Source organism: Methylobacterium sp. CCH7-A2, assembly GCF_001557075.1.
GTDB lineage: Bacteria > Pseudomonadota > Alphaproteobacteria > Rhizobiales > Beijerinckiaceae > Allobosea > Allobosea massiliensis.
Genome location: NZ_LSKN01000226.1, coordinates 75,648 through 89,591, shown reverse-complemented (window position 1 = coordinate 89,591; position 13,944 = coordinate 75,648). Strand labels below are relative to the sequence as shown.

Below are 13,944 nucleotides of genomic sequence, written 5' to 3'. Positions count from 1 at the left end.
TGCATGTGATGGTCAACGGCGTACGCCTCTACGTCGATGTCGAAGGCGCAGGCCTCGTCCCCGATGGACCGCGAATGCGTGCGAAACCGACGCTGATCCTGGTTCATGGCGGCCCCGGCGCCGACCACAGTCTCTACAAGCCGGCCTTCTCGGCGCTCAGCGACATCTGCCAGATCGTCTACTACGACCATCGCGGCTGCGGCCGCAGCGAGGACGGGTTGCCCGCAAACTGGACGCTGGCGCAGTGGGGTGATGACCTGAAGGGGCTCTGCGACGCGATCGGCATCGAGAGACCGATCGTGCTCGGCACCTCGTTCGGTGGCTTCGTCGCGCAGGCCTATGCGACGCGCCATCCCCGCCATGCCGGCAAGCTGATCCTCGTCACCACCGCGGCCAAGATCGATTTTCCGACGATCTATGCAGCGTTCGAGCGGATCGGCGGGTTGCAGGCGGGAGAGGCGGCGCGGGACTACTGGTCGGCGCCCTCGCCGGCGACCCGGGCGCCTTATCTCGACATCTGCCTGCCGCTCTACAAAGCCAGACCACCAATCGGCCCGGCCGACTGGGAGCAACGGGTCATCATGCGCAATGAGACCGGCGTCCATTTCAACGGGCCCAGCAACGAGCAGGGGCGGATGGATTTTCGCGAAGCCCTCGCAAGCATCGAATGCCCCGTTCTCGTGATGGGCGGCGAGGACGATCCGATCATGCCGATCGCCTTCAGCGAGACGATCGCGCAAAGCCTTCCGCCAAACCGTGTGCGGTTCGAGCGGTTCGCGCGCTGCGGACACGGCATCGTGCCGGACGATCCGGAGGCGGCGCTGGCCGCCATCCGCGCATTCATCCTCGACGCGTGATGCGGGCCGATCTCACCAGGGAATCGGCTCGCCCTGCCAGGTCCGGAAGCTGTTCGTCTGCGCCAGCCCCGATGCGTCGATCGTGGCGATGAGCCCGGCCGCACTCTCGGAGGGCGCGATATCGGCGCCGCCGCCGCCCATGTCGGTGCGCACCCAGCCGGGATGGAACAGGAGTTGCGCGACGCCGCGCGCACGCACCGCATTGCCGAACACCACCATCGCCATGTTCACCGCCGCCTTCGACGAGCGATAGGCCAGCGAGCCCGACGGATTTAGCCCGATCGAGCCCATGCGGCTGGTGATGGTCGCGATCTTGCGACCGCTGCTCGCCTCGACATTCGCCAGGAGGGCCTGCGAAACCCGCAGTGGCCCGTAGACATTCACCTCGAAGACCTCGCGCCAGACATCGAAATCCATCGCGAGCGCGCTCTCGGTGCCGCGCGGGCCGTGGATGCCGGCATTGTTGACGAGGACGTCGATCGGCCGGCCGTCGAGCGCGCCCTTCGCCGCCGCGACGCTCTCGTCGGAGGTGACGTCGAGTTCGAGCGGGAGCAGCGCCGCCGGATGCGCCGCCGCGAGCTCGCCGAGCGCCCCGCCCCAGGGATTGCGCGCCGCCGCCACGACATGGTCGCCCCGCCGCAGCAGCTCCATGGTGAGCGCAAGGCCGATGCCGCGATTGGCACCGGTGATCATCCAGGTGTGGGGCATGCTGTGGCTCCGTCCTCTCGGTCAGACCTTAGCCGGTGGCGGCAACCTTTCCAGAGCGGCGAAAGCGTGGCCGTCATGCTCGGGCTTGACCCGAGCATCTCGTGACGCGCTCGTCGAAGCATCGCTCGGCACGAGATTCTCGGGTCTGCGCTTCGCTTCGCCCGAGAATGACGCGCCTCTTATCCTCACCCCTTCGGCGTGCCGTACCCTCCCGCCGTCGGCGTGATCACCGTCACCGCCTCGCCGGCCTGGAGCAGCGTCTGGTCGCAAGGGTTGAGCTCCTCGACCGCGCCCGACAGACGCCGCACCAGCGTCTTGCCCAACTGCCCCGGCTCGCCGCCCTTGACACCGAAGGGGCGGACCTTGCGGTGCGAGGCGAGGATCGCGCAGTCCATCGGCTCGCGGAAACGGATCGTGCGGCTGGTGCCGTCGCCCGCGTTCCACGCGCCGCGCCCGCCCGAGCCGGCGCGGATGTGGAAATCCTCCAGCACGACGGGGAAACGCGTCTCGAGCACCTCTGGATCGGTCAAGCGCGAATTCGTCATGTGGACATGGACGCCCGACGTGCCGTGGAAGCCCGGCCCGGCCGGGGAGCCCGAGCAGATCGTCTCGTAGTACTGGTACTGGTCGTTGCCGAAGGTGAGGTTGTTCATCGTGCCCTGCGAGCAGGACATCGCTTCCAGCGCCCCGAACAGCGTGTTCGTCACAGCCTGCGAAACCTCGACATTGCCGGCCACCACCGCGGCCGGATAGCGCGGCGAGAGCATCGAGCCCTCGGGGATGACGATCTTGATCGGCCGCAGGCAGCCGGCATTCATCGGGATCGCATCGTCGACCATGACGCGGAAGACATAGAGCACCGCGGCCCGCGTCACCGGCGCCGGGGCGTTGAAATTGTCGGGCCGCTGCGGCGAAGTGCCGGTGAAGTCGACGGTGGCCTCGCGTTTGTCGCGGTCGATGCTGATCCTGACCTTGATCGCGCAACCCTGGTCCATCGGATAGGTGAACTCGGCATCGTGGAGCTTGGTCAGCAGCCGCGCGACGCTCTCGGCCGCATTGTCCTGGACATGGCCCATATAGGCCTGCACCACGTCGAGCCCGAAGGAGGCGATCATCTTCTTCAGCTCGGCGACGCCCTTGGCGTTGGCGGCGATCTGCGCCTTCAGGTCGTTGACGTTCTGGACGACGTTGCGCACCGGATATCGGGCGCCGGTCAGGACCGCGACCAGTTCGTCCTCGCAGAAGCGGCCCTGATCGACGATCTTGAAGTTGTCGATATAGACGCCTTCCTCCTCGATCACGGTCGCCAGCGGCGACATCGAGCCCGGCGCGGTGCCGCCGACATCGGCATGGTGGCCGCGGCTGGCGACCCAGAACAGAATGTCCTTCTCGGCCTCGTCGAAGACCGGGGTGCAGACCGTGATGTCCGGCAGATGCGTGCCGCCATTATAGGGCGCGTTCAGGCAGTAGACGTCGCCCGGCTTGATGACCGGGTTGTTTTTGATGACGGTCTCGACCGACTTGTCCATCGAGCCGAGATGCACGGGCATGTGCGGGGCGTTGGCGACGAGCGCCGCCTGGCTGTCGAAGACCGCGCAGGAGAAGTCGAGCCGCTCCTTGATGTTCACCGAATAGGCGGTGTTCTGCAGCGTCACGCCCATCTGCTCGGCGATCGACATGAACAGATTGTTGAAGATCTCGAGCATCACCGGATCGGCCTTCGTGCCGATCGCAGCGGTCTGGACGAGCGCCTTGGAGCGCACCAGCACGAGATGGTCCTTGGCCGTGAGCTTCGCGCTCCAGCCCTCCTCAACCACGACCGTCTGGTTCGGCTCGATGATGATCGCGGGTCCCGCGATCCCCTGGCCGGGCCGCATCGCCTCGCGCCGGACGATCGCCGCCTCGTGCCAGCGGCCCTGCGAGAACATCCGGGTGGTGGCGGCGACGGACGGCTCGCCCGCGCTTTCGCCGACCGACGCTTCCTCGAAGCGCGCCCCGCCCCCGATGGCCTCGACCTCGACGGCCTCGATCACCAGCGCCTTGCTCTCGTCCATGAAGCCGAAGCGCGCCTTGTGGGCCGCCTGGAACGCCGCCTTCATCGCGTCGGGCGTGCCGGCTGCCACCGCGATGGCGGTATCGGTGCCGGCATAGCGGACATGGGCGCGCGTCAGCGCGGTGATGGCCGCCTCCGCGACACCCTGTCCGGCGACCTCGGCCCGCGCCTCCGCGACGAGGGAGGCCGCCGCGGCCTCGACCGCCGCCTGCGCGCCGCCGTCGAGGGCTACGTCGAGTGCGGCCGTCCGCGTCGCGCGGATTTCGGCCAGGCCCATGCCATAGGCCGAGAGCAGGCCGGAGAACGGATGCAGCAGCACGGTCTTGATGCCCAGCGCATCCGCCACGAGGCAGGCATGCTGCCCGCCGGCGCCGCCAAACGAGTTCAGCGCATAGCGGGTGATGTCGTAGCCGCGCTGCACCGAGATCTTCTTGATCGCCTCGGCCATGTTGGCGACCGCGATCTGGATGAAGCCGTCGGCGACCTGCTCGGGACTGCGTCCGTCCCCGACCTCCGCGGCGAGCGCCGCGAACTTCGCCTTCACGGCCGCGACATCGAGCGGCTGGTCGCGCTTCTCGCCGAAGATCGGCGGGAAGTAGTCCGGGATCAGCTTGCCGACCATGACGTTGGCGTCGGTCACCGCGAGCGGCCCGCCGCGGCGATAGGCGGCCGGCCCCGGATTGGCGCCGGCGGAATCCGGCCCGACGCGGAAGCGGGCACCGTCATAGTGCAGGATCGAGCCGCCACCGGCCGCGACCGTGTGGATCAGCATCATCGGCGCACGCATCCGCACGCCGGCCACCTCCGTCTCGAAGGCGCGCTCATATTCGCCGTCGAAATGGGCGACGTCGGTGGAGGTCCCGCCCATGTCGAAGCCGATGACCTTGTCGAAGCCGGCGGAGCGGCCGGTTTCGGCCAGGCCGACGACGCCACCGGCGGGGCCGGACAGGATCGCATCCTTGCCCTGGAAGAGCTCGGCGGCGGTGAGCCCGCCGGAGGACATCATGAACATCAGCCGCGCACCGGTGCGGGCGATGTCGAGTTCCTCCGAGACCTGCTGCACATAGCGGCCGAGGATGGGCGAGAGATAGGCATCGACCACGGTGGTGTCGCCGCGGCCGACGAGCTTGATCAGCGGCGAGACCTCATGGCTGACCGAGACCTGCGGGAAGCCGATCTCGCGGGCGATCCGGGCTGCGACCTGCTCATGCGCCGGATAGCGATAGGCGTGCATGAAGGCGATTGCCACCGCACGGAAGCCGGCCTCGAACTGCGCCTGAAGTGCAGCCCGGATCGCAGCCTCGTCGGGCGCCTGCTCGACCACGCCGTCGGCCAGCACGCGCTCCTCGATCTCGACCACCGCCTCGTAGAGCTGCTCGGGCTTGATGATCTGCTTGGCGAAGATGTCGGGCCGCGCCTGGTAGCCGATGCGCAGCGCATCGCGGAACCCCTTCGTGGTGACCAGCAGCGTCCGGTCGCCCTTGCGCTCGAGTAGGGCGTTGGTCGCCACCGTCGTGCCCATGCGGACCTCGCCGACCAGCCCGGCCGGAATCGGCTCGCCGGTCTTCAGACCGAGATGGTCGCGGATTCCCTGCACCGCGGCGTCGCGATAGGCGCCCGGATTCTCGGACAGCAGCTTCCTGGCGTGAAGTTTGCCTGAGGGGTCGCGACCGATCACATCCGTGAAGGTGCCGCCCCGATCGATCCAGAAATCCCAGCGCGGCGCCATCTCGAATCCTCCCATCGGGCGACGCGGAACCGTCGCTGACGTTTCATCGATAATTTGTCGATGTGTTGTTGACAAGCCGGATTCGACGGCTACGATCGCGATTGTGACCGGATCATGGCGAGGGGCCGGGCGGTTGCGAGGCGGAGGATGCTATGACGGGAACGCTCCTGGCAATCGCGGGCTCGCGCCCGCCCACCCATCGGGAGATGCCCCGATGATCCGGCGCTCCCTTGATCTGCTCTACCTCGGAGCGGGATACATCGCCGGCATCTTCCTGGTCGTGATCTTTGGCCTGATGATGCTGCTGTCCGTCGGTCGCGACATCAACTTCAACGTTCCCTCTGGCGATGACTTCGCCGGTTGGGCCTTCGCTGCGATGGCCTTCTTCGGTCTCGCCCACACCTTCAAGAAGGGCGAGATGATCCGGGTCGGCCTCCTGATCGAGCGCCTGCACGGATCGGCGCGTAAAGGCGCGGAGCTGTTCTCGCTCACCGTCGCAGCCCTCTTCATCGGCTACTTCACCTTTCAGACCGGCAAGCTCGCCTATGATTCCTGGCAGTACTCGGACATGTCCACCGGCGTCGTGTCCGTCCCGCTGTGGATGCCGCAGCTTTCCCTCGTGCTGGGACTCGGCACGCTGCTGATCGCGATCCTCGACGAGTTCGTCATCGTGTTGCGGACGGGTCGCCCCACCTATGAGCCCGAGCCGCCGAAATCGGTCGAGGAACTGGTCGAGCGCGTCGCGCAGGGCGGAGGCGTCTGAACCATGAGCCTTCCCGTTCTCGCCCTTGTTCTGCTCAGCTTCCTCATTCTCGTTCTCGCCAGCGGCGTCTGGATCGCCGTCGGGCTCGGCCTCGTCGGCCTGCTGGCGATGTGGCTCGTCACCGACGTGCCGATCGGCCAGGTGCTGGCCACCACGGTCTGGAGTTCCGCCAGCGGCTGGACGCTGACCGCCCTGCCGCTCTTCATCTGGATGGGCGAGATCCTGTTCCGGACCCGCCTTTCCGAGCAAATGTTCCAGGGGCTGTCGCCCTGGCTGCAATGGCTGCCGGGACGCCTGATTCACACCAACATCGTCGGCTGCGGCATCTTTGCCGCCGTGTCCGGATCCTCGGCCGCGACGGTGGCAACGATCGGCAAGATCTCGCTGCCGGAGCTGAAGAAGCGCGGCTATGACGAGCAACTCAGCCTAGGCACCCTCGCCGGCTCGGGCACGCTCGGCCTGCTGATCCCGCCCTCCATCCCAATGGTCGTCTATGCCGTGACGGCGAACGTCTCGGTGCTGCAGGTCTTCCTCGGCGGCTTCCTGCCGGGCCTGCTCGTGATGGCGCTCTATATGGGCTACGTCATCATCTGGTCGCTGCTCAACCCGGACAAGACGCCACCGCGCGACCCCGCGCTGCCCTTCTTCGAGAAGCTGCGGCAATCCGCCAAGCTGATGCCCTGCCTCGTCCTGATCGCAGCCGTGTTCCTGGCGCTGATCCTGGGTTTCGCGACGGCGACGGAATGCGCGGCCTGGGGGGTGTCCGGCGCACTTTTCCTCGCCTGGTGGAGCGGCACGCTGAGCTGGAAGACGCTCTTCGAGAGCATCATGAGCGCGACCAGGCTCACCTGCATGATCATGCTGATCCTGGCCGGAGCCGCCTTCTGCACCGCGGCGATGGCCTATACCGGCATCCCGATGGCCCTGGCCGAATGGGTCAAGGGCATGCAGCTCTCGACGCATATGCTCGTGCTGGCGCTGACCATCATGTACATCATCCTGGGCTGCCTGATCGACGGCATCTCGATGATCGTCCTGACGGCCGTCATCGTTCTGCCGATGGTGAAGGAAGCCGGCTTCGATCTCGTCTGGTTCGGTGTCTACCTCGTTATCCATGTCGAGATGGCGCAGATCACCCCGCCGGTGGGCTTCAACCTCTTCGTGCTGCAGAACATGAGCGGCAAGGACACCTGGACGATTGCGAAGGCAGCGTTTCCGTTCTTCATTCTGCTCAACATCGCCGTCTTCATCATCACGACCTTCCCGCAGATCGTGCTCTTCCTGCCCAAACTCGCTTTCCCGGACTGACCCCACCCACAACCAACAAGAGAGGGAATGACATCATGATCGACCGCAGGACCCTTACCGCCGCCGCCCTGGCCTTCGGCGTCAGCGCTCTGGCCTTCGCCGCGCCCGCCGCCGCGCAGACCAAGTGGAATCTCCCGGCCGCCTACCCGGCCGACAACCCGCACAGCGAGAACCTCACGCTCTTCGCCAAGGATGTGGAGGCCGCGAGCGGCGGCAAGCTCGCCATCACCGTCCATCCCGGCGCCTCGCTGTTCAAGGCCCCCGAGATCAAGCGCGCGGTCCAGAGCGGCCAGGCCCAGATGGGTGAGGTGCTCCTCTCGATCCACGAGAACGAGGATCCGGTCTACGGCATCGACGTCGTGCCCTTCCTCGCGACGTCCTTCGCCGACGCCAAGAAGCTCTATGCCGCCTCCAAGGCCGCCGTGGAGAAGAAGCTCGACTCCCAGGGCGTGAAGCTGCTGTTCATGGTTCCCTGGGCGCCGCAGGGCGTCTACACGAAGAAGGAGCTCAACACGATCGACGACATGAAGGGCCTCAAGTGGCGCTCCTACAATGTCGGCACGGCCCGCCTCGGCGATCTGCTCGGCATGCAGTCGGTGACGATCCAGGCGGCGGAACTGCCGCAGGCGCTGGCGACCGGCGTCGTCAACTCCTTCATGTCCTCGGGCGGCACCGGCTACGATTCCAAGGTCTGGGAGTCGCTGACGCATTTCTACGACGTCCAAGCCTGGATCCCGAAGAACGCGACCTTCGTCAACAAGGCCGCCTTCAACGGGCTCGACAAGGCGACGCAGGACGCCATCCTCAAGGCCTCCGCCGACGCCGAAGCGCGCGGCTGGAAGATGTGGGAGGAGAAGTCCGGCTGGTATCTCGAGCAGCTCAAGGCCAAGGGCATGAAGGTCCAGGCCCCGAGCGCCGAGCTCGCCGCCGGCTTCAAGAAGGCCGGTGACACCCTGACCGGCGACTGGCTGAAGAAGGCCGGTGCCGACGGCCAGGCGATCGTCGACGCCTACAAGAAGATGTGAGGCTGCCGCCCCGCGCCCTCAACCGGGCGCGGGGTCCGCTTCCCCCGCGGCCCCTCCGGCGAGCGACGATGTCATCACCGCCCTCCTCCACCGAACTCGGCCCCATCGTCTCCTCCGGCCATCTGGCGGCGGGGGCGATGCCGGCTCTGTCGGAATTCGAGTTCGCGATGAGCATGACGGTGCACGCCTTCCATCGCTGGATGGTGCGCGCCATGGCGGCCGCCGGCACGCCGGACCTGTCCCCGCTCGACGTGCTGGTGCTGCACAACGTCAACCATCGCGGCAAGGCCAAGCGCCTCGCCGATATCTGCCTCGTCCTCAACATCGAGGACACGCATCTGGTGAACTACGCGCTCAAGAAGCTGGAGCGCCTGAAGCTCCTCAAGGCCGGTCGCAAGGGCAAGGAGAAGACGGTGGAGGTGACGCCTGCGGGCGAGGAAGCCTGCCGTGCCTATGCCCGGATTCGCGAGCAGCTTCTGGTCAAGTCGGTGCTATCGACCGGGCTCGACCCGAAGCGCCTCTCCGAGATCGCCACGGCGATGCGCTCGCTCTCGGGACAGTACGATCAGGCCGCACGCGCTGCCGCGAGCCTCTGAGACGCCGTCAGCCTCAGGCCGCGGGCTCGTCCTCCACGATCCGGATCGTCACGCGCGTCCCCTGGGCCTGCCGCGCATAGTCGATGCTGGTGCCGAGGCTGCGCGCCATCGCGCCGACGATCTTGCCGCCGAGGCCGGTGCCCGTCGCCGGTCCCTGCCCCGACCAGCCCACCCCGTCATCGGCCACGACGAGCAGCGTCGCGCCGTCCGGCTCGCGCGCGAGCGAGACACGGATTTCGCCCGTCCCCTCGGGATAGGCGTATTTGATCGCGTTCGTCACCAGCTCGGTGACGATCATGCCGATCGACACCGCCTTGTCTGTCTTCATCAGGATCGGCACCGCCTCGAAGCGGATATCGGGCGTGCGCCCGGCCGCCGACATGGAATGGCCGAGCTCGCGCACCAGCGTCTCGAGATAGGCCGCAAGATCGACGGTACGGACGTCGTCGGAGGTGTAGAGGCTGCGGTGGAGATTGCCGATCGCGGTGATGCGCGCCTGCGTTTCGGCCAGCGCCGCGCGCGCCCCGGCATCCTGCACCGAGGCGGCCTGCATCCGTACCAGCGACGACACCAGCGCAAGGCTGTTGGCGACGCGATGGTTGACCTCCGCCAGCAGCACGATGGCGCGGTCGCGCGCGTCGCGGACCTCGCGCTCGGCTTCCTCCTTGGCGCGAAGCAGACGCGCCCGCTCGACCGACTGCTCCAGCGCAGCGGTCAGCAGCACCTCGAAATCCTCGCCGATCGTCTTGACCACATAGTCGACAGCGCCGGCCTTTAAGGCCTGGACCGCGATGGCGAGTTCAGAGGAGGCGGTGACATAGACCACCGGCGGCGCGCCCTCGCTGCCGGCGAGACGCGCCAGCACCTCCAGCCCCGAACTCGTTCCGAGGTCATGGTCGAGGATCACGGCGTCGATGCCGCCCTCCGCGATGCGCGCCAGCCCGGCCTCGGCATCGCCGACATGCTCGACCGCATAGCCTTTGCGCGCGAGGATGCGCTGCACGAGCCGGCCCAGCGCCACGTCGTCGTCGATATAGAGAACCGTCAGCGGCCGATGGGGCATGGCCGGATCATCCGCGGAGGTCACGGGGTTTCTGGCACTTGCATGACCGAGAAGAACAGCCCGAGCTGGCGGATGGCATTGGCGAAACCGTCATAGTTCACCGGCTTGGTGATGTAGACATTGGCGCCGAGGTCATAGCAGCGCTGGATCTCGCGGCTGTCGTCGGTCGTCGTCAGCACGACCACGGGCGAGCGCTTGGTGTGCGGGTTGGCCTTGACCTTTTCGAGGATGTCGACGCCGCCCATGTCGGGCAGGTTGAGATCGAGCAGGATCAGGAGCTGGCGTCCCGAGCTGACCATGCCCGACCCGTCCGGCCCGAACAGATAGGCCAGCGCCTCGGTGCCGTTGGTGAACGGGATGATCTCGTTGTTGACCCCGGCCCGCCGGATGTTCTTCTCGATCAGCCGGGCATGGCCCTCGTCATCCTCGATCATCACGATCGACACGGGTTTGGCGTTGGTCATGATTCGTGGCTCCGCTTCACGCTCCGCAGATCGGCCGGCAGCAGGACCGTGAAGGTCGTTCCCACCCCGAATTCCGACCGGACGGTGATGTCTCCGCCGAGGTTGCGCACGAGCGTGCGTACATGCGCAAGCCCGATCCCCTCGCCCGGTGTATTTTGTGTTCCCGAGCGCCGGAACAGCTCGAAGATCCGCTCGTGGTCGCTGGCCGCGATGCCGCGGCCATTGTCCTCGATCTCGATCGCCACCCAGCCCGGGCGCGGCGCCAGCGTGCGCGCGACAATCTGCAGGGGCCGATCGGGCGCGCGGTACTTGATGGCGTTGTCGAGCAGATTGCCGATGATCTGGTCGAGCGAGAAGCGGTCGCTGACGATGCGGTCGGTCTTCGCCTCGATGGCGATGCCGCCGCCCGTCTCGCTGGCCTGGTGGTGGACGGCCGCCGCGGCCGCCTCGAGCAGCGCATCGAGCATCACCCGCTCGGGCTTCAGGGCCCGGCTGCCCTCGCGCGAGATCTTCAGGATCGCGTTGATCAGCCCGTCCATCTTGCGGGTCGAAGAGCGGATGAACTCCAGCGCCTCCGGCGCATCGGTCTTCAGCGCCGCCTCGGCCTCGGCCTTCAGCGCCACCGCCTTGTCGTCGGAAGCGTCGAGATAGGCCCCGATCGGCTTGAGGGTCTCCTCCAGTTCGCTGGTGAAACCCATGATGTTGACCAGCGGCGCCCGCAGATCATGCGTGACGATATAGGCGAAGCGCTGGATCTCCTGATTGGCCTTGATCAGCGCATCGGTGCGCTCGCGCACGCGTTCCTCCAGCCCGGCATTCAGCACTTCGAGCTCACGCCGGGCGCCGACGATCTCGTTGGTGTAGCTCAGGATCGTCCAGGCCGCTGCCGCCGCGAGCCCGAGAATGACGATGGCGCCGATGATCGTGACCCAGCGCAGCCGCGAGGCGGCCGTCTCCTGCGCGGCGATGGCGGCGAGCAGGCGCGCCTCCGAGCGCTCGAGGATACTGGCGAAGGCGGCACGAGCCTCATCCATCAGCGTCTTGCCGCGGCCATCCTCGACGAGCGCCAGCGCCCCCGCGAAATCGCCGCGCTGCGACGCAGCCACCGTCTCGGCCAGCTCGGCCATCTTCGCGTCCAGCGCACGGCGCAGACGCGCCGCATAGGGCCCCATGTCGACCTCGTCGGCGACCGCTTCGGCCAGCCGCTGGAACCGCTCCTCGAAGCGCGCCACCGCCTCGGTATAGGGCGCCAGATAGGTCGCATCGCGCGTGAGCAGGAAGCCACGCTGGCCGGTCTCCGCATCCTGAACGAGCGACATCAAATCGGCAGATGCGCTGCGGACCTCGCGCGCATCGACGACCTGGGCGAAGGATCGCTCCGAGGCGAGCGTCAGCCACAGCGAGCCCGCCACGATGGTGACGAGCGCAAGGATGCCCGCCGCCATCAGCAGGAGATTGGTGCGGCGGAAAAAGGCCTGGGAGATCGGCATGGGTCGTCCGGACGGGGCGCGATGGGGATGCAGCGTCGCACATCGCTTCGCAAGGTCAAATGACAGCAGACAAGCGTCCGGCCACGAGTTTTTTGCCGGACCGTCGCATTTTACACATCCGGATTGAACTTATTTTAATCCGCTTGCCCTAACGGCAGGAGTAGTGGCTGCCGAATTGCAGGCGCAGCGGGGGCGGGTGCTGCCGCCTCGGCCGCATGCGACGACAGGAGGCCGCTTGACCGGGCAAAGGCCAACCGCATGAAGATCATGATCGTCGACGACAACCGCACCTATCTGATGGTGCTGCGCGGCGTTGTGAACAACATTGGCGACCATCACATCACGGTTTTCTCGAACCCGCTCGAGGCGCTGGAGGCGGCGGCGAGCATCGAGTTCGACCTGGTCATGGTCGATTACATGATGCCCGAGATGGATGGCGTTTCCTTCATCCGGGCGCTGCGGCAGATGCCGAACCATCGCGACCAGCCGATCGTGATGGTCACCACCACAGAGGAGCGCGAGACCCGCCTGGCGGCACTCGACGCTGGTGCGACCGACTTCCTGCGCAAGCCGATCGAGCCCGTCGAACTGCGCGTTCGCGTCCAGAACCTGCTGGCGCTGCGCGAGGCGCAAACCGCGATGCGCGACAAGGCGGCCTGGCTCGCCAAGGAGGTTCGCCAGGCGACGCAGGATCTGGTCGAGAGCCAGCGCGACATGGCGCGGCGGCTCTCGCGCGCCATCGACTGCCGCGACGGACACACCGGCGATCACGTCGCGCGCATGGCCGCACTATGCAAGATCATCGCCGAGGGGCTGGGTCTCGACGCCGAGCAATGCGAGACCATCCATGCCGCCGCGCCGATGCACGACGTCGGCAAGATCGGCATCCCCGACTTCATTCTGCAGAAGCCGGGCCGCCTCACCGATGAGGAGATGGCGGTGATGCGGACGCATGTGTCGATCGGCGAGGCGATCCTCGCCGATGGCCGCTCCGCCCTGATGCGCTGCGCCGAACGCATCGCGGCGACCCATCACGAACGCTGGGACGGCAAGGGCTATCCGCGCGGTCTCTCGGGCCATGACATCCCCGTCGAAGGGCGCATCGCTGCCGTGGCGGATGTGTTCGAGGCGCTCTGCGCCAACCGCGTCTACCGGCCCGGACGCCCGCCCGAAGACGCCCGCCAGTTCATCCTCGCCGGCTCCGGCCGCCATTTCGATCCGGCCTGCGTCGCCGCTTTCGAGGCCCGCTGGACCGACATTCTCGCCCTGATCAACGCCACGTCCGATCCTCTGACTACGCCGATCGCCCTCGCGAGCTGAGCTCGCCGTCGGCGAACCCCTTACAACCGACAGGAGACCTGTCATGCTGATCCGTCTCGCACTCCTTTTCTGCCTTGCCTGCCTCGCACCTGCCGGCCAGGCCGGCGCTGCCGAAATCCCTGCTGCCAAGGGTCCGGTGATCCTGACCGTCTCGGGCAAGATCGCCCATCGCAACGGGCCGGATGGCGCGACCTTCGACGCGGCGATGCTGGACGCTCTGCCCAAGCGCATGACGACGGCCAGCACGCCCTGGTATTCCGACAAGATGCGCTTCGAAGGCCCCCTCGGGGCCGCGCTGCTCGACCAGGTCGGCGCGACCGGGACGACCTTGAAGGTGACGGCGCTCAACGACTACGCGGTCGAGATTCCGGTCGAGGACTTCCGCAAATGGCCCGTGATCCTCGCGACGAAGATCAACGACAAGCCGATCTCCGTGCGCGACAAGGGGCCGATCTTCGTGATCTACCCCTTCGACGAGCAGCCCTCGCTCTACAACGAGCTCTATTTCGGCCGCTCAGCCTGGCAGGTGAAGTCCATCGAGGTGCGCTGAAGCGCGCACCGCACCGAG

General features: G+C 66.9%; 12 protein-coding genes. 7 read left to right on the top strand and 5 right to left on the bottom strand.

The features are described from left to right. The first annotated feature begins 74 nt into the window (after positions 1–74). Entirely contained in the window at positions 75–857 is a 783-nt protein-coding gene (locus tag AX750_RS16925; protein WP_197426703.1) for an alpha/beta hydrolase, read from the top strand. A 12-nt stretch (positions 858–869) separates the two neighbouring features. Here AX750_RS16925 and AX750_RS16920 read toward each other — a convergent pair whose 3' ends face one another. Beyond that, on the bottom strand, positions 870–1,565 hold the full coding sequence (locus AX750_RS16920; RefSeq protein ID WP_066724776.1) for an SDR family oxidoreductase: 696 nt from the start codon (positions 1,563–1,565) through the stop codon (positions 870–872). A gap of 185 nt (positions 1,566–1,750) precedes the next feature. Further along, a complete protein-coding gene (locus tag AX750_RS16915) occupies positions 1,751–5,347 on the bottom strand; it encodes a hydantoinase B/oxoprolinase family protein (protein ID WP_066724854.1) in 3,597 nt (1,198 codons plus the stop codon). A gap of 214 nt (positions 5,348–5,561) precedes the next feature. Between AX750_RS16915 and AX750_RS16910 the strand changes: the two genes are divergently transcribed. The 4 genes from AX750_RS16910 to AX750_RS16895 all read left to right on the top strand — a co-directional run bounded on the left by AX750_RS16910 (position 5,562) and on the right by AX750_RS16895 (position 9,039). Further along, positions 5,562–6,110 (top strand): TRAP transporter small permease, encoded by a 549-nt coding sequence (locus AX750_RS16910; protein ID WP_066724773.1) that lies wholly within the window; start codon positions 5,562–5,564, stop codon positions 6,108–6,110. Positions 6,111–6,113: 3 nt separating this feature from the next. Continuing rightward, the gene (locus AX750_RS16905) at positions 6,114–7,418 is read left to right on the top strand and encodes a TRAP transporter large permease subunit (protein ID WP_066724770.1); all 1,305 of its coding nucleotides are present in this window, start codon (positions 6,114–6,116) and stop codon (positions 7,416–7,418) included. 35 nt (positions 7,419–7,453) lie between these two features. Further along, positions 7,454–8,443 (top strand): TRAP transporter substrate-binding protein, encoded by a 990-nt coding sequence (locus AX750_RS16900; RefSeq protein WP_066724767.1) that lies wholly within the window; start codon positions 7,454–7,456, stop codon positions 8,441–8,443. A gap of 68 nt (positions 8,444–8,511) precedes the next feature. Then, on the top strand, positions 8,512–9,039 hold the full coding sequence (locus tag AX750_RS16895; protein WP_066724764.1) for a winged helix DNA-binding protein: 528 nt from the start codon (positions 8,512–8,514) through the stop codon (positions 9,037–9,039). Positions 9,040–9,052: 13 nt separating this feature from the next. Here the strand turns inward: AX750_RS16895 and AX750_RS16890 are convergent, their stop codons facing one another. From AX750_RS16890 to AX750_RS16880, 3 genes are read right to left on the bottom strand one after another with little or no spacing between them, the layout of a single operon-like run. After that, the gene (locus tag AX750_RS16890) at positions 9,053–10,102 is read right to left on the bottom strand and encodes a histidine kinase dimerization/phosphoacceptor domain -containing protein (RefSeq protein ID WP_066724756.1); all 1,050 of its coding nucleotides are present in this window, start codon (positions 10,100–10,102) and stop codon (positions 9,053–9,055) included. 20 nt (positions 10,103–10,122) lie between these two features. Next, positions 10,123–10,566, bottom strand: a complete 444-nt coding sequence (locus tag AX750_RS16885) for a response regulator (protein WP_066724753.1) — start codon at positions 10,564–10,566, stop codon at positions 10,123–10,125. Then, positions 10,563–12,056, bottom strand: a complete 1,494-nt coding sequence (locus AX750_RS16880) for a CHASE3 domain-containing protein (RefSeq protein ID WP_066724750.1) — start codon at positions 12,054–12,056, stop codon at positions 10,563–10,565. The genes AX750_RS16885 and AX750_RS16880 overlap by 4 nt, the downstream gene beginning before the upstream one ends. A 258-nt stretch (positions 12,057–12,314) precedes the next feature. Between AX750_RS16880 and AX750_RS16875 the strand changes: the two genes are divergently transcribed. Next, the gene (locus AX750_RS16875) at positions 12,315–13,376 is read left to right on the top strand and encodes an HD domain-containing phosphohydrolase (protein WP_066724747.1); all 1,062 of its coding nucleotides are present in this window, start codon (positions 12,315–12,317) and stop codon (positions 13,374–13,376) included. A gap of 43 nt (positions 13,377–13,419) precedes the next feature. Then, positions 13,420–13,926 carry a hypothetical protein gene (locus AX750_RS16870; protein ID WP_082734979.1) on the top strand — a complete coding sequence of 169 codons (507 nt, stop codon included), beginning with the start codon at positions 13,420–13,422 and terminating at the stop codon, positions 13,924–13,926. The last annotated feature ends 18 nt before the right edge of the window (positions 13,927–13,944 follow it).

Bases quoted from the DNA above. Each gene is read 5' to 3' on its own strand.
- AX750_RS16925 (WP_197426703.1), top strand. From the start codon at position 75: ATGCGTGCGAAACCGACGCTGATCCTGGTTCATGGCGGCCCCGGCGCC.
- AX750_RS16920 (WP_066724776.1), bottom strand. From the start codon at position 1,565: ATGCCCCACACCTGGATGATCACCGGTGCCAATCGCGGCATCGGCCTT.
- AX750_RS16915 (WP_066724854.1), bottom strand. From the start codon at position 5,347: ATGGCGCCGCGCTGGGATTTCTGGATCGATCGGGGCGGCACCTTCACG.
- AX750_RS16910 (WP_066724773.1), top strand. From the start codon at position 5,562: ATGATCCGGCGCTCCCTTGATCTGCTCTACCTCGGAGCGGGATACATC.
- AX750_RS16905 (WP_066724770.1), top strand. From the start codon at position 6,114: ATGAGCCTTCCCGTTCTCGCCCTTGTTCTGCTCAGCTTCCTCATTCTC.
- AX750_RS16900 (WP_066724767.1), top strand. From the start codon at position 7,454: ATGATCGACCGCAGGACCCTTACCGCCGCCGCCCTGGCCTTCGGCGTC.
- AX750_RS16895 (WP_066724764.1), top strand. From the start codon at position 8,512: ATGTCATCACCGCCCTCCTCCACCGAACTCGGCCCCATCGTCTCCTCC.
- AX750_RS16890 (WP_066724756.1), bottom strand. From the start codon at position 10,102: ATGCCCCATCGGCCGCTGACGGTTCTCTATATCGACGACGACGTGGCG.
- AX750_RS16885 (WP_066724753.1), bottom strand. From the start codon at position 10,566: ATGACCAACGCCAAACCCGTGTCGATCGTGATGATCGAGGATGACGAG.
- AX750_RS16880 (WP_066724750.1), bottom strand. From the start codon at position 12,056: ATGCCGATCTCCCAGGCCTTTTTCCGCCGCACCAATCTCCTGCTGATG.
- AX750_RS16875 (WP_066724747.1), top strand. From the start codon at position 12,315: ATGAAGATCATGATCGTCGACGACAACCGCACCTATCTGATGGTGCTG.
- AX750_RS16870 (WP_082734979.1), top strand. From the start codon at position 13,420: ATGCTGATCCGTCTCGCACTCCTTTTCTGCCTTGCCTGCCTCGCACCT.